The 16,765-nt window shown below is 37.1% G+C and carries 15 protein-coding genes and 2 tRNA genes; 9 read left to right on the top strand and 8 right to left on the bottom strand.

What is annotated here, in order from left to right; translation table 11 throughout:
• The first annotated feature begins 47 nt into the window (after positions 1-47).
• From ACE1OF_RS17855 to ACE1OF_RS17830, 6 genes are all read left to right on the top strand, one after another.
• Positions 48-123: transfer RNA gene (locus ACE1OF_RS17855), tRNA-Gly, on the top strand.
• A gap of 81 nt (positions 124-204) precedes the next feature.
• Positions 205-289: transfer RNA gene (locus tag ACE1OF_RS17850), tRNA-Leu, on the top strand.
• A 296-nt stretch (positions 290-585) separates the two neighbouring features.
• On the top strand, positions 586-1,449 hold the full coding sequence (locus tag ACE1OF_RS17845) for an alpha/beta fold hydrolase (RefSeq protein WP_448896129.1): 864 nt from the start codon (positions 586-588) through the stop codon (positions 1,447-1,449).
• 155 nt (positions 1,450-1,604) lie between these two features.
• Positions 1,605-2,261, top strand: a complete 657-nt coding sequence (locus ACE1OF_RS17840; protein WP_448896128.1) for a Bax inhibitor-1 family protein — start codon at positions 1,605-1,607, stop codon at positions 2,259-2,261.
• Positions 2,262-2,300: 39 nt separating this feature from the next.
• Positions 2,301-2,966, top strand: a complete 666-nt coding sequence (locus tag ACE1OF_RS17835) for a peptidylprolyl isomerase (RefSeq protein ID WP_448896126.1) — start codon at positions 2,301-2,303, stop codon at positions 2,964-2,966.
• Between the two features lie 116 nt (positions 2,967-3,082).
• A complete protein-coding gene (locus tag ACE1OF_RS17830) occupies positions 3,083-3,601 on the top strand; it encodes a type II secretion system protein (protein ID WP_448896124.1) in 519 nt (172 codons plus the stop codon).
• 98 nt (positions 3,602-3,699) lie between these two features.
• Here the strand turns inward: ACE1OF_RS17830 and arfA are convergent, their stop codons facing one another.
• A complete protein-coding gene (gene arfA / locus ACE1OF_RS17825) occupies positions 3,700-3,903 on the bottom strand; it encodes an alternative ribosome rescue factor ArfA (protein ID WP_448896122.1) in 204 nt (67 codons plus the stop codon).
• Positions 3,904-4,027: 124 nt separating this feature from the next.
• Positions 4,028-5,233, bottom strand: coding sequence for a YbfB/YjiJ family MFS transporter (locus ACE1OF_RS17820; protein ID WP_448896121.1), 1,206 nt, complete (start codon positions 5,231-5,233; stop codon positions 4,028-4,030).
• Between the two features lie 108 nt (positions 5,234-5,341).
• On the opposite strand from ACE1OF_RS17820, the gene ACE1OF_RS17815 reads away from it, so the two are divergent.
• Positions 5,342-6,175, top strand: coding sequence for a LysR family transcriptional regulator (locus ACE1OF_RS17815; RefSeq protein WP_448896119.1), 834 nt, complete (start codon positions 5,342-5,344; stop codon positions 6,173-6,175).
• A 308-nt stretch (positions 6,176-6,483) separates the two neighbouring features.
• Here ACE1OF_RS17815 and ACE1OF_RS17810 read toward each other — a convergent pair whose 3' ends face one another.
• A complete protein-coding gene (locus tag ACE1OF_RS17810) occupies positions 6,484-8,670 on the bottom strand; it encodes an extracellular catalytic domain type 1 short-chain-length polyhydroxyalkanoate depolymerase (protein WP_448896118.1) in 2,187 nt (728 codons plus the stop codon).
• 298 nt (positions 8,671-8,968) lie between these two features.
• Here ACE1OF_RS17810 and ACE1OF_RS17805 point away from each other — a divergent pair, with 298 nt between their 5' ends.
• Positions 8,969-9,115, top strand: coding sequence for a hypothetical protein (locus ACE1OF_RS17805; protein WP_448896117.1), 147 nt, complete (start codon positions 8,969-8,971; stop codon positions 9,113-9,115).
• A 145-nt stretch (positions 9,116-9,260) separates the two neighbouring features.
• Here the strand turns inward: ACE1OF_RS17805 and ACE1OF_RS17800 are convergent, their stop codons facing one another.
• A complete protein-coding gene (locus ACE1OF_RS17800) occupies positions 9,261-9,605 on the bottom strand; it encodes a DUF3718 domain-containing protein (RefSeq protein WP_448896116.1) in 345 nt (114 codons plus the stop codon).
• A 342-nt stretch (positions 9,606-9,947) separates the two neighbouring features.
• Here ACE1OF_RS17800 and ACE1OF_RS17795 point away from each other — a divergent pair, with 342 nt between their 5' ends.
• Positions 9,948-10,049 (top strand): VF530 family DNA-binding protein, encoded by a 102-nt coding sequence (locus tag ACE1OF_RS17795; protein ID WP_448896114.1) that lies wholly within the window; start codon positions 9,948-9,950, stop codon positions 10,047-10,049.
• A 340-nt stretch (positions 10,050-10,389) separates the two neighbouring features.
• Here the strand turns inward: ACE1OF_RS17795 and gcvP are convergent, their stop codons facing one another.
• The 4 genes from gcvP to ACE1OF_RS17775 form a co-directional block, all read right to left on the bottom strand.
• On the bottom strand, positions 10,390-13,311 hold the full coding sequence (gene gcvP / locus ACE1OF_RS17790) for an aminomethyl-transferring glycine dehydrogenase (protein ID WP_448896112.1): 2,922 nt from the start codon (positions 13,309-13,311) through the stop codon (positions 10,390-10,392).
• 258 nt (positions 13,312-13,569) lie between these two features.
• Complete coding sequence (gcvH, locus tag ACE1OF_RS17785; RefSeq protein ID WP_448896111.1) at positions 13,570-13,959, bottom strand: glycine cleavage system protein GcvH; 390 nt, start codon at positions 13,957-13,959, stop codon at positions 13,570-13,572.
• 109 nt (positions 13,960-14,068) lie between these two features.
• Complete coding sequence (gcvT, locus tag ACE1OF_RS17780; RefSeq protein WP_448896109.1) at positions 14,069-15,172, bottom strand: glycine cleavage system aminomethyltransferase GcvT; 1,104 nt, start codon at positions 15,170-15,172, stop codon at positions 14,069-14,071.
• Between the two features lie 307 nt (positions 15,173-15,479).
• The gene (locus ACE1OF_RS17775; RefSeq protein WP_448896108.1) at positions 15,480-16,754 is read right to left on the bottom strand and encodes an FAD-dependent monooxygenase; all 1,275 of its coding nucleotides are present in this window, start codon (positions 16,752-16,754) and stop codon (positions 15,480-15,482) included.
• Positions 16,755-16,765: the final 11 nt, after the last annotated feature.

Genomic DNA, 16,765 nt, shown 5'->3' with positions numbered 1-16,765 from the left:
CGTTAGCCGCTCCAGTGTTGTTTTAGAAAAAACGCAGGCTTGATGAAGCGGCTGTAGCTCAGCTGGTAGAGCATCACGTTGCCAACGTGAATGTCACGAGTTCGAGTCTCGTTAGCCGCTCCAATTTTATACAAGTAGGTTACCAATGTCCTACTATAAAAAAAACTCCCTTTATCTTTTAGTTTTAGTCATAAAGATAACAATGCCCGGGTGGTGGAATTGGTAGACACAAGGGATTTAAAATCCCTCGCCGAAAAGCGTGCCGGTTCAAGTCCGGCTCCGGGTACCATTTTATTACTGTGATTTTAAGTCAGTAATTTCAAAGTTTTTATATCTCTGTAAGACTTATTCCATAAAATTTGTACAAATATCAACAAACACAAACTTGCCCCAATGTTTCGCTAAAAATCCCCCCTTATTAATAATAAAAATTTCAACACTATAAATACATTAAACACTAGAAAATAAAATTTATTAATGTAGAGAGGGAAATTAAAAGTAGTATAAACTTTAACTAAAATCATAGTAATTTATATCTGATATACATCCGCTAACTAACCATTACGACTAAAAAACGGGATAACTATGCGTAAACTATTATTTTTAAGTGCTATGCTTTTGTCATTAACAGTAAATGCTGAAATTATCTATGAGCAATCATTAGAGGGTGATTTTTATGCTTATATTCCTGTGAAAACACCTAAAAACATACTGGTTATTGCCCACGGAATGATCCCAAAAAATAATGATGCAGCAGATATCGCAAAGCTATACCTTTCTCGCTGGATACGTTACGCAGACCAATATAATCTATTGCTAATTGCGCCTGTATTTGACACACCTCGTTTTGGTAACCTTGGTGGAGGATTTGGAGGTTATCGAAATTTATTTGGAAAACACACTTCTGCTGACGATTTTGTCAATCAAATAGTAAAACGATATTCAATAAAAACAAGTTCTGGAAGCCACCAGTTCTACTTATACGGTCATTCTGCTGGTGGGCAATTTGTTAATAGATATATTGTGACGCATCCTGAAAAAATAATCCGAGCGGTAATAAGTGCCGCTGGTAGATATAGTTACCCAACTACAGCGAGTGAATGGCCTTATGGAGCTGGCAATCTATCTAAAACTTTACAATGGAAAGACGGCACTAAAAAACATATTTCTGTTAAAAGGCATTTACGAAACTATGCAATAGCAGCTAGTAAAGTTTCTATTGTTATCGGTAGTAAAGATACAAAACCACAGCCTAAAAGGCCTGCTCATATTGGTAATACTCGTATTGAATTTGCAGAAAGTTGGGCAAACCAAATGAACCAAAATGCAAAACATTATGGAATAAATGGGCGTGTCGATGTGCACGTTATTCCTGATGTTGGTCATAGTTCATCAAAGTTAACTCCTTTTTGTGTAAAAACACTTTTTAGCGCTTTAAATACAGAATAAATTCAAATGAATACTATGTCAGCAAAGGACGAACCCACATCAAAAAAATACGTTTTTTAAACCTACAGTGCCTATTTTAAACAAGCATATTTAAACTCTTCATGGCATGATATGCAAAGTAAAACAATTTAAATTTCAACGTATAGGGAAATAAAATGGAAGTAAATGTATTTAACAGAACAGAAACCGATGATGAGATAATAAGTGGTTCAATTTACAATCTAGTTATTGGTTTAACACTCCTTTGGGGGTTTGCAATAAACTGGTTAATGGTTCTTAATATTCCAGTTGAATCTATCAGTAGTATCAACCCAATTGTCTTTTTTGTTGGTTATTTTGCATCGTGTTTTTTCGGTATTTATCTTTTTGGTAAATCAGAAAGCCCAATGGTTAGTTTTATTGGCTATAACTTTGTGGTCGTTCCTTTCGGGTTAATTATTAATTTAGTGGTTAGCCAATACAATCCAGATATTGTTTTAGAAGCAATAAGAGTTACAGGTATGGTAACTTTCGTTATGATGCTTTTAGGCTCAATGTATCCTGCCTTTTTCAATAAAATAGCAGGCGCACTTACTATCGCTTTACTTTGCGTGATTGTAGTAGAGCTAGTTGAAATTTTTATATTTAACACGCATCATGGCATTTTAGATTGGATAGTAGCGATTATTTTCTGCGGCTATATCGGCTATGATTGGGCCAGAGCAAACGCGATTCCTAAAACATATGATAATGCGGTAGATAGTGCTGCAGCATTGTATATGGATATTATTAATTTATTTTTACGCATACTTAGAATTCTTGGTAGAAAGTAGCGTAAACATATTAAAAACTCCCCTTTTAAGGTAATGATTATGACCATTAAAAAGTTAATAAAAACGATTTTTTTCGTTTTATTCTCCATCAGCCTAACCGCATGTTGTGGCGGAGACCAAGCAATAAACAAAGTAAATAACTTTATTAGTAAACAAGCAATAGATAAAACAAACCCTACTTGGAAAACAACCTTAGCTACCCCGCCCTTACTTACCTTTACTCAAGATAAAGACTATTTTTGGGATCTGCAAACCAGCCAAGGTGACTTTACCATCAAGTTATATACCGATTCAGCGCCTATGCATGTTTCTAGTACAATTTTTTTAACCAAACTTGGCTTTTATGATGGTTTAACCTTTCACCGAGTTATCCCTGGTTTTATGGCACAAGGCGGAGATCCTACTGGGACTGGTGCAGGCAACCCAGGATATAAATACGAAGGCGAATTTTCAGGTGAAAAAAGTCATAACAAAGCGGGTATATTGAGCATGGCAAATTCAGGCCCAGGAACAGACGGCAGCCAGTTTTTTATAACGTTCAAACCTACGCCTTTTTTAGATGGAAAACATACTATTTTTGGTGAGGTTGTCGCAGATATAAACGGTAGCTTAGCTAAAATCGAGTCTTTAGGAAGCATGAGAGGAAGAACAAAAGAAGCTATTCATATTACAAAAGCCACAATACGAATAGCCGATCGTAAATAAGCAGCAACAAATATTTAAAAGTATTTGTTTTTTATATTAAAATCGTTAAAGTGTATTAATTCTTATAAACATTTACGTAAATAACGTTAAATAATAACATCATTAGTGTACGGTCAATGAGCAGTAATAAAGGTTTTACTTTAATTGAATTGGTAATTGTCATTGTTATCTTAGGAATATTATCGGTAACGGCATTACCTAGATTTATTAACTTATCAAAAGATGCAAAAGTAGCGGTTTTAAATCAGTTTAGTGCTAGTGCTAAGGCTGCTAATAGTTTAATTTTTTTAAAGTCAAAAATGCCAAGCTATGTAACCTTTCCTGTAGCAGGTAGGCCTGATTTAGTTGATATTGACATGGACAGAAATGGCTCTATAGACCTTAATGGCACCGATTTAAGACTACTGTACTCTTACATCGACAACCATGAAATCTACAAACAAGTTGAAACATCAGACGACTTTAAGCTCTCTGGCTCTAAAATATTTGAAGAACAGGGAAAAGATTATGTCTATATTGGCTATGATATTAATAACAACAATCAAGTAAGTGACGATAATTGCTTCTTTAGATATACACAAGCACAATCAGAAACAATTCCACCCGCTTACGATATTATTGATGATGGTTGTTAGTGAACTTGATAAAGATTCATAATGAATACGTTACCAACGTCACTAATGATTTAGCAGTGAAGGTAAGAGTTTTATTTAATAAAGACTTAGAACTAATCTTAAGCCGCTATTAAATAAGACTCTCGCCTTACATTTTTTGCTTTACGTTGGTAAGAGCCTTTGCCTTTTTTAGCTTTAACTACCTGCATTTTATACAGTTTAGAGGTGACTATGGCAGCTAAAAAATTATCTTTTATTTTTCCTCTTCCTAGCTCAGTTTTATTAACACCAGCGTTAACTGATTTTTTTTTCTGTTTACTCATGACTTTTCCTTTAAAAGTGATTAATTCATTACATTAGTGTAATGGTTACATATTATACAATATAATATAGTAAAAGCACTATCGATTTATGATCTATCAAACATAAATCATCATAAAATATTAACTAATCAATAAGAAGGTTAGGTGCTGTATTCATGTTTTTCCGCTTATCAGAGCTACATTCAAGCTTTAATAAACCAAGTAAAAACAGCACGCCAATTATTACCACAATAGCCGAAAGGTAAAGTCCAACATCATAACTATTATAGGCTTCAGCAATATATCCTGTAGTAACAGGAGCTATTATTTGCGCTCCCCCATAAGCCAAGGTCATCTTCCCCATAAACTTAGCGGGGTTACTTGGATAAAATTTTCCCGACATGGTTAACACTAAACTGACGCAAGCAATAAAAGTGCCGCCAAACAGTAAGGCGCTTATGATAATAGCAGGCAAACTATCATTTATTACTGGTAGAATTATACCTATCACTTGCAGAAGATAAGCAGCTAATAACGCTTTAATATAACCAATATTTCGTGCGATTCTATCCCACACTAAGACAGCTGGTGTTGCCGCCAATCCAATTAATAGAAAAACTAGCCCCCCTTCACCTTGAAGACCTTCAGTGCCCTCCACAATGTCTACAATGAAAGTAGAACTTACCGCATACCCATAACCTGCACAAAAATACGCTAACATCATTAATGATTTAAATAACTGACTAGGTGGAGTATCTTTTGCCATATTAGTTTTTTGAGATGTAATCAAAGGGCGTGGCATCCATAACCACGCGGGAATAGCCACTATTGCAGCCAATACAGCTAAAGCTAGCCACTGTTGCTGCCAATTAGCTGAAATAGTTAACATAAATTCAACCAATAATGACGTAATAATAATACTCAACCCAGCACCAGCAAAGTGAATACCTAACTCAGCGCGATGATTATTTTGAACCAACCATGTTAAAATCAAACCTGATGCAATAATAAATCCCCCAGACGCACAGGTGCCTGCAATAAAGCGTAATATAGACCAAATAAACATGTCAGTTGTTAGTACCATGCCTGCAGTGCTTAAAACGCCCAACACAAGGTATAAACGATGTAAGAGATACTTATGCTGTAGATTATGCATGCTAGCAGCAATAAAAACCCCTAACATATATCCCATAAAGTTTAAGGTAGCTAACCAGCCACTTCCTAACTCAGTTAAACCAGAGCCATCCTGCATTATAGGAATCAGTAAACTATAAGAAAAACGAGCCACACCAGCCGTTACAATTAAACTGCAAATACCTGCAAAATATACTCTAAACTTGGTTAGCTCCATCAATTTATCATCACTTATTGTTAAAATAATACTGACAAAGTCTACCCTGCCCTGCTAATCTTAAAAATTGAATTATTCAGAACAAAAGCTTCTTATTATGAGAAATATATGGAAATTTTAACACTTAAAACTTTTAAAGCCGTTGTTGATGAAGTAGGTATTAAAAATGCTGCTGATAAACTGCATACAGTTCAGTCAAACATCACCAATAGAATAAAAAAACTTGAAAAAGAACTCGATACAAAACTATTTATTCTAATGGGTCGTAAATTACAATTAACCCCCAACGGACAAAAGCTTTATGAATATGCAGATAAAATTTTACAGCTAGAATACCAAGCAAAATCTGCTATTTTACGCAACAAAGGTAGCTACGAATTAAGAATAGGCATGCCAGAAACATTTGCCGCTGTTCATATGCCCCTAGCACTGAAAAAACTTAAACAAAATAACTCAGAAATTAAAACAAAAATATACACAGATACCAGTGACAGGCTGGTTTTTACTGTTCTTAATAATAAAGTTGATTGCGCAGCTATTGGGAATGCACCAAAACATAAAGACTTAATTGTTATCCCCGTTGTTCAAGAAGAACTCGTAATGGTAACACCACTAGAAAGCGAACATGAACCCGTGCTATTTGTTCGTGAAGAAGGTTGTGGCTACAGAAATCATGCCCTAGTTTGGCAACAAGAAGCTAACCATAATAATGATGAACTAATGATAATGAGTAGTGCCGATGGTATATTAGGTTGTGTTTCAGCTGGTCTAGGCTACACCATAATTGGTAAAAATATGGTGGTTGGAAGTCGATATGAAGAGTCTTTGGCAATAACCCCCGTTAGTTTTGGTCCAAAACATGTTGAACTATCAATTGTTTACCGTAAAAATAGCCCATTAGAAGCAGGAATACTAACCCTAGCACAACTTTTAAAAACTTAATCCAGTACAATAAAACCTGAAAAAGCAGCAGTTTACCCCGACTGACAATGGTTTTACTAAAGCCGCGTCCAGATACGCTTAAAGAAAATAATATCGGCCATGTGTGCTCATAAGAATCCGCTTGCTTTTTAACTTTTATTAGTTTTCTACGTCACACATACAATAGACCAAAAAATACTTGGTGTTAAATACCGTGACTAATGGCTAACAAAACCTAAGCGAGTAAATCAACAAACACGGCCTCACATAATAATACCACGCCATCAGACGTGGTGTATTTCATAACTAACCAAGATTTAGTTGAACAATTAAGGACAACTACCAATTTCATAGTAGTTTGCTGATGTTTCTGCCAAGGTTGTTGAAGAATAGATATTATAGAAACCCATGTTCTCTCCTGAACCTATCGAGAACGTATAAAAACCATTCGTTGTCGCTCTATTTGCTTGCACATGGGCATAGTTACTCGACGTTATGTCAGTACAAGTAAAACTACCATTTGGTGTACTATCACAAACATTGCCTATGCCATCGTTATCGTTATCCGCTTGATCTGCATTAACATCATTTGGGCAATTATCCGCACTATCAGCAATGCCATCATTGTCAGTATCAACAACACCGCCATTAGGCGTACTGTCACAAACATTGCCTATACCGTCGTTATCATTATCCGCTTGATCTGCATTAATATCGTTAGGACAATTGTCTGCGCTATCAGCAATGCCATCATTGTCAGTATCTGGATTACCATTACCTCCACCGCTACAATTTTGGCTTAAACCAGCACAACTTGGCGCACCATCGGCTATCCACTGACACTGATCTGTACCCGAGGGATATTCACGCATAGTAAAATCTGCAGTGCCAAAGGCAAGGTAACAGGCTGAATAACCATTGCCCCAAGTAATGTGTCCTTCGTTAATATGAAGGTTGTAATCACCAGTAACACCCGCATCAATAGTAAATTGAACACTGTCTGTGCTCGATAATGAGCTAGCATCGGTAGCGGTTACTGTGGCGGTATTACTGCCACCCGGTAAACTACATTTTTCTGCAGTATATTGATTTCCGTTAAGAGTTGCGATGATATTGCCATTGGCAAAGTTAACAATAACCTCGGTTAGGTTTTGGTTAACGTCAATCACTACACCACTAATTGTGGCACATTGTCCTGAAACTGCTGCACTAATACCTGATAACGTAGGCGGTGTTGCAGGAGGCTCTGGCCCTACTCTGGTTGTAATAGAAACAGGATCACCAGCTTTATTTTCATTATCTGTTGCAATAGCCGTAATTTGATATAAACCATCATTTAACACACTTGTAGTAACGCTATAAAAATTATTACTACTATTTACGCTGCTATTTAACGTTTCAATCACTACTGGTAAGCCAGAATCTAACGCATAAACAGTTAAAGCAACATTAGACACACTCCCTTCAGCATCAATAGCATTGCCACTAATAATTAAAGTACGGTTATTTTCAATAGCACTATGATTACTAACAACAGGACCAGCATTACGATCAACACGTTGGTTATTGTCAGCAAAAAATTGACCTAAATAATCAGCAAAATTAATACTGTCATCAGCAATATAATCGCCCGAAGCACCAGCACCACCTGACCAAGAATGATCTAAGTTATCAAACCATAGCATGCTTACTCGGTTGTTTTCCCATAAGGTTTCTGAAGCAGTATGCCCTGCACCTTCACTAATATTATTCGTGCCTGACAGTTGGCTAACTCCATAAACTGTAGCAAAGCCATTAGCATTTTGCTGGTTATAACAAGTGTTTACCGTAGTGTCTGCTGTGCCATGCCCTATTGCTGCTATTTGTGTAGCAAAATGGCTTTTAGCTGAACCAGCATAACCTTCACATCGAGATTTAAACGTTGAAGTTGATACAGTTTCACAAGTAGTAATAGCACCATTTGAGCTTGTGCCAATGGTAGGCCCAGCACTTGGCGCAACCCCAGCAAAAATATCGGGTGCTAAACAAGCGGTTTGCGCGGACATTGCAGCACCAGAAGATAAACCCGCAATATAAACTTGGTCGGGGTCAATACTTCTACTACTATCGCCACTTAAGGTATTGGCTAGACTAATGAGATTTTTATAGTCACCAGAGGTACGAGATACCGTTCCTTGCCAATATGACCAGCAACTGTAACCCGCTTTATTCATAGCATCAGGTAGCGCGATAACCATACCATGCGCTTCAGCTGCGTCTTCTAATTTTGCAGTTAGATAATTATTAATGGGTTGAACGCAACCATGTAGAACTATCAGTAAAGATTTACCTGTACCTATAGTTGAGTTTGAGTCAGGTGTGTAGATATGAACATTATTAAATCCCCCAATAGCAACATTTTGTTGCCAACTGCCCGCCAAAGTTTGAGGTGAAAAATATACCAATATACTAATTAAAGCATTGGCTAATAGTTTCGATTTATGGTGTTGTAATTTTTTTAATATGTGTTGTTTCATAAAGAGCCTATTGTTGTTTTATTATTGACTTTCTTAGCGTTATCTTCTTCATAAAATGTTCGAATCGATTAAAATTAGAACAGTATTAGATTAGCTAATTAAAAGACAAAAATAAGTGCCTCTTTAGTGCCATAAGGAATGCCAGAATAGGAAAATGACCATACATCCCTTACTTGCCAACAAACAATAGTAAGTTATTGGTTAAAATTTCAATTCATTGTGAGATAGTTAGGTGTGTTTTTAATGGTATCACCAGCCAATATATCTACTGGTACCCATTGATGTTCTATTTGTAATAATGAACATAACAGTTGAATTTAGTAGTCCTCCTGCAGGCCCTATTGGCGCGGTACTTGGAGCACCAACAGGCGATCAAGGTATTACGGCAGAAACACTTAACGCCCAACGCACAATAAAATTACAAGTAAGTTATAACTTCTTTTAATTTCTAAAAAGTTAACACCTACACTCAATAATAAATTTAATGCTTACCCACAACTTAGTGGGTAAGCATTATCTTTGAAGGCAGGAATAAAAAGCATAAAAATCCGATATAACCTTTATTCAGAAATAAATAGTATTTTTCAGCGTTAGTTTGCTGCTAAATCAGTAATATTCACCTTAGCATTATATTTACCTTTAGTTAATACATTAAGCATTACTTCTGGTTTATCACCATATTCTTGTACAAATTCTAAAATATTTTGGTCGTTACAAGTAACTTTATTTACAACAAAACGTTTGCTTAAACCAGAATCTTTAATTACGTTACGTAATTTAATTTTACTTTCGCCAGCAGCAGCTACACAGATTTTTGATGTTACATAATCATCCGCGGTAACAACGTTACTCGTAGCATTTGCTACACCCATAGTTGATAAAGTTAATGTGATTACTGTCAGTGCTTTTATCATTTTTTGTGTAAGTATTTTCATGATTGTCATCCTATAGTTAAGTTAGTTATAAGATTGCAATCGAAATGCCAACATTTATTTTTATTAATTTTCAATAATTTAAATAAAATCATATGTTTTTAAAAATTTTACCAATAATGCCGAAAACTAAAAAATGGTTAAAATGACCACATTTTAGCATTGGTATTTAGGCCGCTTATTTTGCTTCAGACTTTACTCCTAAATATTGACAGATTTATTAGAATACTCTTTTCATCTTAGCTAAACTTTTAACAGACTATAAATAACAGTAATGACCCACTACATGGCGTAAAATTTGAACAAATACTAACCGAACTTAAAAAGGAAGTTGGTTAGGATGAAATGGGTGAGTTACTTAATATCCTTTGTTTTATGAATAAACCACATCTTAAATCAAGTTTAAAATTTCTGCGTACAACCCCGTGGACACGCAGTAGAGTCTAAATTTTATATCTAAAAAAATTTTGCAGTAAGCATAAAGAAACGGACAAAATAATCTGGGCAATACTTGCCCAGAATAAAGATGTAGCCCAAACAATTTCTACCAAAACCACTAAACTGGCTTCCTTTATTTGGCCAACACCTAAATACCAATAGACTTCAACACATAACTAAAGAAAAATAACGAACAACGCACCTAAAAAAATAGGGATTAAGGTCTTTAATATCTGATGTCATAACAATCCCTTATAGTTTTATATTTTCATACTGCTTAGATTCAATTAAACTTGCAAACAAAAAGCGAGCCTAAGCTCGCTTTTAATATTATATATCAAACAGTTAATTAGTCTACATACGTTTCAATCGGTGGGCATGAGCACACTAAGTTTCTATCGCCGTAAACGTCATCAATGCGGTTTACTGTTGGCCAGAATTTATTCTTCGCTACACTTGGCACGGGGAATACCGCATCAGCTATGCTGTATGCTCTGTCCCAGTTAGCATCGGTAATATCTGCTAAGGTGTGTGGTGCATGATGTAGAGGGTTATTTTCTAACGTCCACTCGCCTGCTTCTACTTTACGAATTTCATCACGAATACAAACCATTGCTTCTACAAAACGATCTAATTCTACTTTAGATTCAGATTCTGTTGGTTCAATCATTAACGTGCCAGCAACAGGGAACGACATAGTAGGCGAATGGAAACCGTAGTCAATTAAACGTTTGGCTACGTCCATTTCTGTTATGCCGCTGGCTTCTTTAAGTGGGCGTAGGTCAACAATACACTCATGCGCTACGCGGCCATTTGGATCTGTGTATAAAATGGGGTAGTGTTGGCTTAACTTGGTAGCTAAGTAGTTTGCATTAGTAATTGCGTATTTAGTTGCTGCTGTTACCCCTTCTTTACCCAATAATGCAATGTAAAGATATGAAATACATAATATTCCTGCACTACCAAAAGGTGCTGCGGCTACTGCGCCATTGCCTGCGGTTGCTTCGTCAATATTCACAAGCGTGTGATCAGGTAAAAATGGTGCCAGGTGCGATTTAACACCAATAGGCCCCATACCTGGGCCACCGCCGCCATGTGGAATAGCGAAAGTTTTATGTAAGTTTAAGTGTGATACATCAGCACCAATAAAACCTGGTGAGGTAATACCCACTTGTGCATTCATGTTAGCACCATCAAGGTAAACTTGGCCACCGTGGGCATGAATAACCTCACAAATTTCAGCAATGGTTGTTTCATAAACACCATGGGTTGACGGATAAGTGATCATAATACATGAAAGATTATCAGCCAACTCTTCTGCTTTAGTTTTTAGGTCGTCCATGTCAACGTTGCCTTGTTTATCGCAAGCAACAACAACAACTTTCATTCCCACCATTTGCGCCGATGCGGGGTTAGTTCCATGAGCTGACGCTGGAATTAAACAGATATTACGATGCGAATCACCACGGCTTTCGTGATACTTATGAATAGTGATAAGACCTGCATATTCACCTTGAGCGCCTGAGTTAGGCTGCATTGATACTTTGTCGTAGCCTGTTAGTTCAACTAACCAGTCGGCTAATTCGTCAATCATTGTTTTGTAACCCAATGCTTGCTCTTTCGGTGCAAAGGGATGCATGTTAGCAAATTCAGGCCATGTTACAGGCATCATTTGTGCTGTTGCATTAAGCTTCATGGTACATGAACCAAGTGAGATCATAGAATGATTTAAAGCTAAATCTTTATTTTCAAGTCGCTTAATATAACGCAGCATTTCGGTTTCGCTGTGATAGGAATTAAATACTGGGTGCGATAATATGGCAGATTCACGTACTAATGACGCTGGAATGGATGAATGACCGTTGTTTACTATTTGCTCATCTAATTCGTTTACGTTTAAGCCGTGACCTGCGCCAAGTAAAATATCAAAAAGTTGGGCGATGTTTTCACGTGTTGTTGTTTCATCTAATGACACTGAAATTTGACCTTCAACATCAGTACGAACATTAGCGTTTGCAGCTAAGGCACGCGCTACCACGGTTTCTTTTTGAGCAGCGTCTACATTAAAAGTTAGGGTGTCAAAGTAGTTGGTATGCATAGCTGTTAAGCCTTTACTTGCTGCTCCTAAACATAAAATATCAGTAAAACGGTGAATACGGCTAGCAATAGTTTTTAAACCTTTAGGGCCATGATATACTGCATAAAACGCCGCCATATTGGCTAATAATACTTGTGCTGTACAAATGTTTGAGTTAGCTTTTTCACGGCGAATATGTTGTTCACGTGTTTGCATTGCCATACGTAGTGCATTGTTACCACGAGTGTCTTTTGACACCCCAATAATTCTACCCGGTAATGAGCGTTTGTATTGGTCGCTAGTTGTAAAGAATGCAGCATGAGGGCCACCGTAGCCCATGGGCACACCAAAACGTTGGCTTGAGCCAATAACAGCATCAGCGCCTAATTCACCAGGAGCTTTCAATAATACTAAACTCATTATGTCTGCAGCTACTGCAACAATGCCTTTCACTGCATGAATTTTTTCAATGAGTTCGCTTATGTCTGTTACTTCACCTGTGGCACTTGGGTATTGGATAAGTGCGCCAAAAATGTCATGCTCTGGAGCTTCATTTGCTGGTGCTACGACAATGTCAAAACCGAACATGTCTGCACGCTGTTTAACAAGGTCAATAGTTTGTGGGAAAACATCATCAGCGATGAAGTAAACATTAGACTTTTTATTTTTAGAAACACGTTTTGCCAGCGCCATAGCTTCAGCTGCTGCGGTTCCTTCATCCAATAACGAGGCACTCGCTAATGGCAAACCAGTTAGGTCTATACACATTTGTTGATAATTAAGTAGTGACTCTAAACGACCTTGTGCAATTTCAGGTTGGTAAGGTGTGTATGCTGTGTACCAACCTGGGTTTTCTAATACGTTACGGGTAATCACATTCGGCGTTAATGTACCGTAGTAACCTAAACCTATATACGATGTGTTTACTTTATTTAAGTTAGCAACGGCTTTTAAATCAGCCAAAGCTTGTACTTCTGTTTTACTGTTACCAATAGCTGGCAATGCTGCTAAGCGAATGTTTTTAGGTACAATTTCATCAATTAATGCATCAACTGATTCAACGCCCATTTCATTAAGCATAGTTTGAGTTTGCGTTTCGTCTGGCCCTATGTGGCGACGAATAAAGTCTTGTGTTTGCTCTAGTTGTGCTAACGACACAGAAGCATTGGAATTAACAGATAATTGAGAAGTCATAAAAGTTTCACTTAAATAATTTTACTTATATAGATAAAAGAAAGCCTCATATTCTAATAAGAAAAAAGAGGCTTAGTACTAGGTAGTAACTTTCTAGCTGAGGTGGTCAACTTTTAGGCAAAACCTTCATGTTGTGTGCTGTGGTAGCTTACATAAGCACTTAGCTTAATTTTAAAAAGCTAAGTGAATAAGCCAACAACAAAGACAATGCCAACTAAATTTGATTAACAACGCTAAAATGCGGAATGTAACCTATAACTAGTCTTCGTCGATAGAGTTAGCATACCCTGCGGCATCAAGTAAGCTATCTAACTCACTCGCGTCACCCACTTTAATTTTGAACAACCAACCGCTACCATAAGCATCAGAGTTAACTAACTCGGGTGAGTCTTCAAGTTCTTCATTCACTTCAACAACTTCACCTGAAATAGGCGCGTAAATATCTGAAGCCGCTTTTACTGACTCAGCCACACAAATGTCGTCACCTGTGCTCACTTGGTCACCCACATCAGGTAATTCAACAAACACCATGTCACCTAATAAATCTTGTGCGTGCTCAGTAATACCAACAGTAACAATACCGTCACCTTCTTCGCGTACCCATTCGTGGGTTGTTGCATATTTTAATTCTGAAGGAATGTTGCTCATTTTTATTTATCCTGTAAATATTGTAAATTAAATTTTTTGACGTTCGTTAATTCGTTTATCTGCTCATTTAACTGCATATTTAATATAGAACATCTGTTTATATTTTCAATTAAAAAACTTTTACGCCGTTGCGAACAAAACTTGGTTTAGTCACTTGTACTTTCACGAGTTTTTTACGCATTTCTACTTCAACCACATCACCTACTTTCACATTACGTGGTACACGCGCTAAAGCAACACTGTGCCCTAATGTCGGTGAGAATGTGCCAGAAGTAATTATTCCTTCAGAAAGAGAGCCATTACCAAGTTCAGTAATAACTTTTTGTCCTGTACGTAAAACACCTTTTTCTGTTAGTACTAAACCAACAAGTTTTGGTTGGTCACCCGATGCTTTTTGTGCGGTTAACACATCACGACCAATAAAGTCGCGATCTTCTGGTTCCCAGCTAATAGTCCACGCCATATTAGCCGCTAGGGGTGATACAGTTTCGTCCATATCTAAGCCGTATAAATTCATACCTGCTTCTAAACGTAAGGTGTCACGAGCACCTAAACCACAAGGAGTAACACCTAAATCAATGAGTTTTTGCCAAAAGTCTTCAGCTGAACTATCAGGCACTATAATTTCGTAACCTTCTTCACCAGTATAACCAGTCGTTGCAATAAATAAGTCACCTACTTGTGCACCAAAAAAAGGTTTCATACCTTCTACTGCAACAATTTGTGCGGGTGTTAATAAATTAGCAACTTTTGCTTTTGCTTCTGGGCCTTGTACCGCAATCATGCCAAATTCAGGACGTTCAGTAATTGTGACATCAAAACCTGTCACTTGTTTCGCCATCCAAGCCAGATCTTTCTCACGAGTTGCCGAGTTAACAACTAAACGATAATTTGTTTCTGAGAAGTAGTAGATGATCAAATCATCAATAACACCGCCATTTTCATTTAACATGCCAGTGTAAAGAGCTTTGCCAACAACGGTTAATTTAGCTACATCATTAATCACTAAACGACGTAAGAAGGCTTTAGCATCAGCGCCCTGCACATCAACAATAGTCATGTGAGAAACGTCAAACATGCCAGCATGTTGACGAACAGCATTATGTTCCTCAATTTGTGAACCATAATTGATAGGCATTTCCCAGCCGTGAAAATCAACCATTTTAGCGCCAGCGGCTAAATGTTTTGCGTGTAATACGGTTTTATTTGTCATACGTCATTCCTAAAGAAGTCATACTTAAAGCAGTGACACCTAAAACAGTTATTGCAAAAAATTGTAAAGGTGTTCCTCAAATTTGAACTAATTATAGCCGTCAAATTATGCTTATTCAACAAAAACACATCGTGTTATTCAAATTAAAAACCAACTTAATTACATTGTCAGAATTAAATTCAAATAAAGCCAACTTTAAAAAATAAAATATGGCTTTATCTATATATTTAGAAAATAGTCGAGATAAGTTTCATGTATTTTTACAATTATTGCTTTACCTGTGTAAAGCGCAGGAAAAGAGAGGCTGTTAATTTAATTTTTTTATTGCCAAATCGGGCAACTCAGTTTTTAACCCCAGAGCTTGATGTATCAAGCGCTTTTTAGCAGGTTTAAAATTGTCGAGTAAACTCATGCCAACGCCTCTAAGAAAAGAAAAAGCAGGCTGCTTTATTGAAAAAGTCTGTTTAATGGCTTCCATCGCTCCAATCATTTCAATAGCTTCACTTTTACGATAACGAGAAAATGCCTTTAATTGTTTTTGATCGCCAATATTTAATTGGTTTGTATTTTCTGAAGCGCCTTGTAGTGAAAGGGTTTGTGCTAATGACACGGCATCTAACAAGCCTAAATTCACCCCTTGCCCAGCTAAGGGATGAATAGTGTGTGCTGCATCGCCGATAAGCACCATACGATCTTTAACAAAATCTTGTGCTAAACGCATGGTTAGTGGGTGAGTAAATCGGTCGCTGATTAATTCAATAGTACCTAACTTGCCATCACTTGCGGCAGTGAGTTCTTTAGAAAAGTCTACAGCAGAAAGCTCTGTTAAACGCGTTGCTTCCTCAGGTGATGTAGAATATACAATTGAGCAGGTATCACTACCCTTAGGAAAAAGCGGTAGAAACGCTAATGGTCCTTCTGGCATAAATACTTGCCATGCTGTATTTTTATGCCCTTGTGAGCATTTTACCGTAGCGACTATCGCGTGGTGATCATAATCTCGGCTGATCAAAGCCATATCCATTTGTTTGCGTACCCATGAGTTTGCGCCATCAGCACCCACCACAAGTTTAGCAATAATTGGCATAGGCATATCTACCTTGGCATTACTCGTTTGCGACATATCAAAACTGGCAAAGGCTTCACTGTCGCCTACGGCAATATTGGCAAGTTTGTGCTCAGTAAAAAAATGAATATTTTCATCTGCTTGAGCTTTATTCCATAACGCATTACGAATAACATTATTTTCAATAATCCATCCTAAATGCGATTGTTGTGGAAAAGTATCTAGATCGTTTACAGAAAAATTTAATTTGCCAATACCTGATTTATCCCAAATATGCATGTGTTGATAAGCTTGAGTGCGCTCGTTGATAATAGCAGACCAAACCGATAAATTTTCAAATATAGTTTGGCTGGCAACATTAATAGCACTCACTCTTAGCTCAGGCTCTTCTGTTAATTCTGCAACAGGTAACGTGTCAGCAATGGCAATAGTTAGGTTGCTCGTTTTACGTAATGAAAGTGCTAGTGTTAAACCCACCATGCCAGCGCCTACAATTAACACATCAAATTTTTGCATTTTGTTCTCTT

It is taken from the genome of Colwellia sp. E150_009 (assembly GCF_053543955.1).
The sequence above is the reverse complement of the archived record's forward strand: the minus strand, read 5'-3'. Positions and strand labels throughout refer to the sequence as shown.

Bases quoted from the DNA above. Each gene is read 5' to 3' on its own strand.
- gcvT (WP_448896109.1), bottom strand. From the start codon at position 15,172: ATGACAAATAAAACCGTATTACACGCAAAACATTTAGCCGCTGGCGCT.
- ACE1OF_RS17795 (WP_448896114.1), top strand. From the start codon at position 9,948: ATGGGTGAGTTACTTAATATCCTTTGTTTTATGAATAAACCACATCTT.
- ACE1OF_RS17820 (WP_448896121.1), bottom strand. From the start codon at position 5,233: ATGGAGCTAACCAAGTTTAGAGTATATTTTGCAGGTATTTGCAGTTTA.
- ACE1OF_RS17775 (WP_448896108.1), bottom strand. From the start codon at position 16,754: ATGCAAAAATTTGATGTGTTAATTGTAGGCGCTGGCATGGTGGGTTTA.
- ACE1OF_RS17800 (WP_448896116.1), bottom strand. From the start codon at position 9,605: ATGAAAATACTTACACAAAAAATGATAAAAGCACTGACAGTAATCACA.
- ACE1OF_RS17835 (WP_448896126.1), top strand. From the start codon at position 2,301: ATGACCATTAAAAAGTTAATAAAAACGATTTTTTTCGTTTTATTCTCC.
- ACE1OF_RS17845 (WP_448896129.1), top strand. From the start codon at position 586: ATGCGTAAACTATTATTTTTAAGTGCTATGCTTTTGTCATTAACAGTA.
- ACE1OF_RS17815 (WP_448896119.1), top strand. From the start codon at position 5,342: ATGGAAATTTTAACACTTAAAACTTTTAAAGCCGTTGTTGATGAAGTA.
- ACE1OF_RS17805 (WP_448896117.1), top strand. From the start codon at position 8,969: ATGAACATAACAGTTGAATTTAGTAGTCCTCCTGCAGGCCCTATTGGC.
- ACE1OF_RS17840 (WP_448896128.1), top strand. From the start codon at position 1,605: ATGGAAGTAAATGTATTTAACAGAACAGAAACCGATGATGAGATAATA.
- arfA (WP_448896122.1), bottom strand. From the start codon at position 3,903: ATGAGTAAACAGAAAAAAAAATCAGTTAACGCTGGTGTTAATAAAACT.
- ACE1OF_RS17810 (WP_448896118.1), bottom strand. From the start codon at position 8,670: ATGAAACAACACATATTAAAAAAATTACAACACCATAAATCGAAACTA.
- gcvP (WP_448896112.1), bottom strand. From the start codon at position 13,311: ATGACTTCTCAATTATCTGTTAATTCCAATGCTTCTGTGTCGTTAGCA.
- ACE1OF_RS17830 (WP_448896124.1), top strand. From the start codon at position 3,083: ATGAGCAGTAATAAAGGTTTTACTTTAATTGAATTGGTAATTGTCATT.
- gcvH (WP_448896111.1), bottom strand. From the start codon at position 13,959: ATGAGCAACATTCCTTCAGAATTAAAATATGCAACAACCCACGAATGG.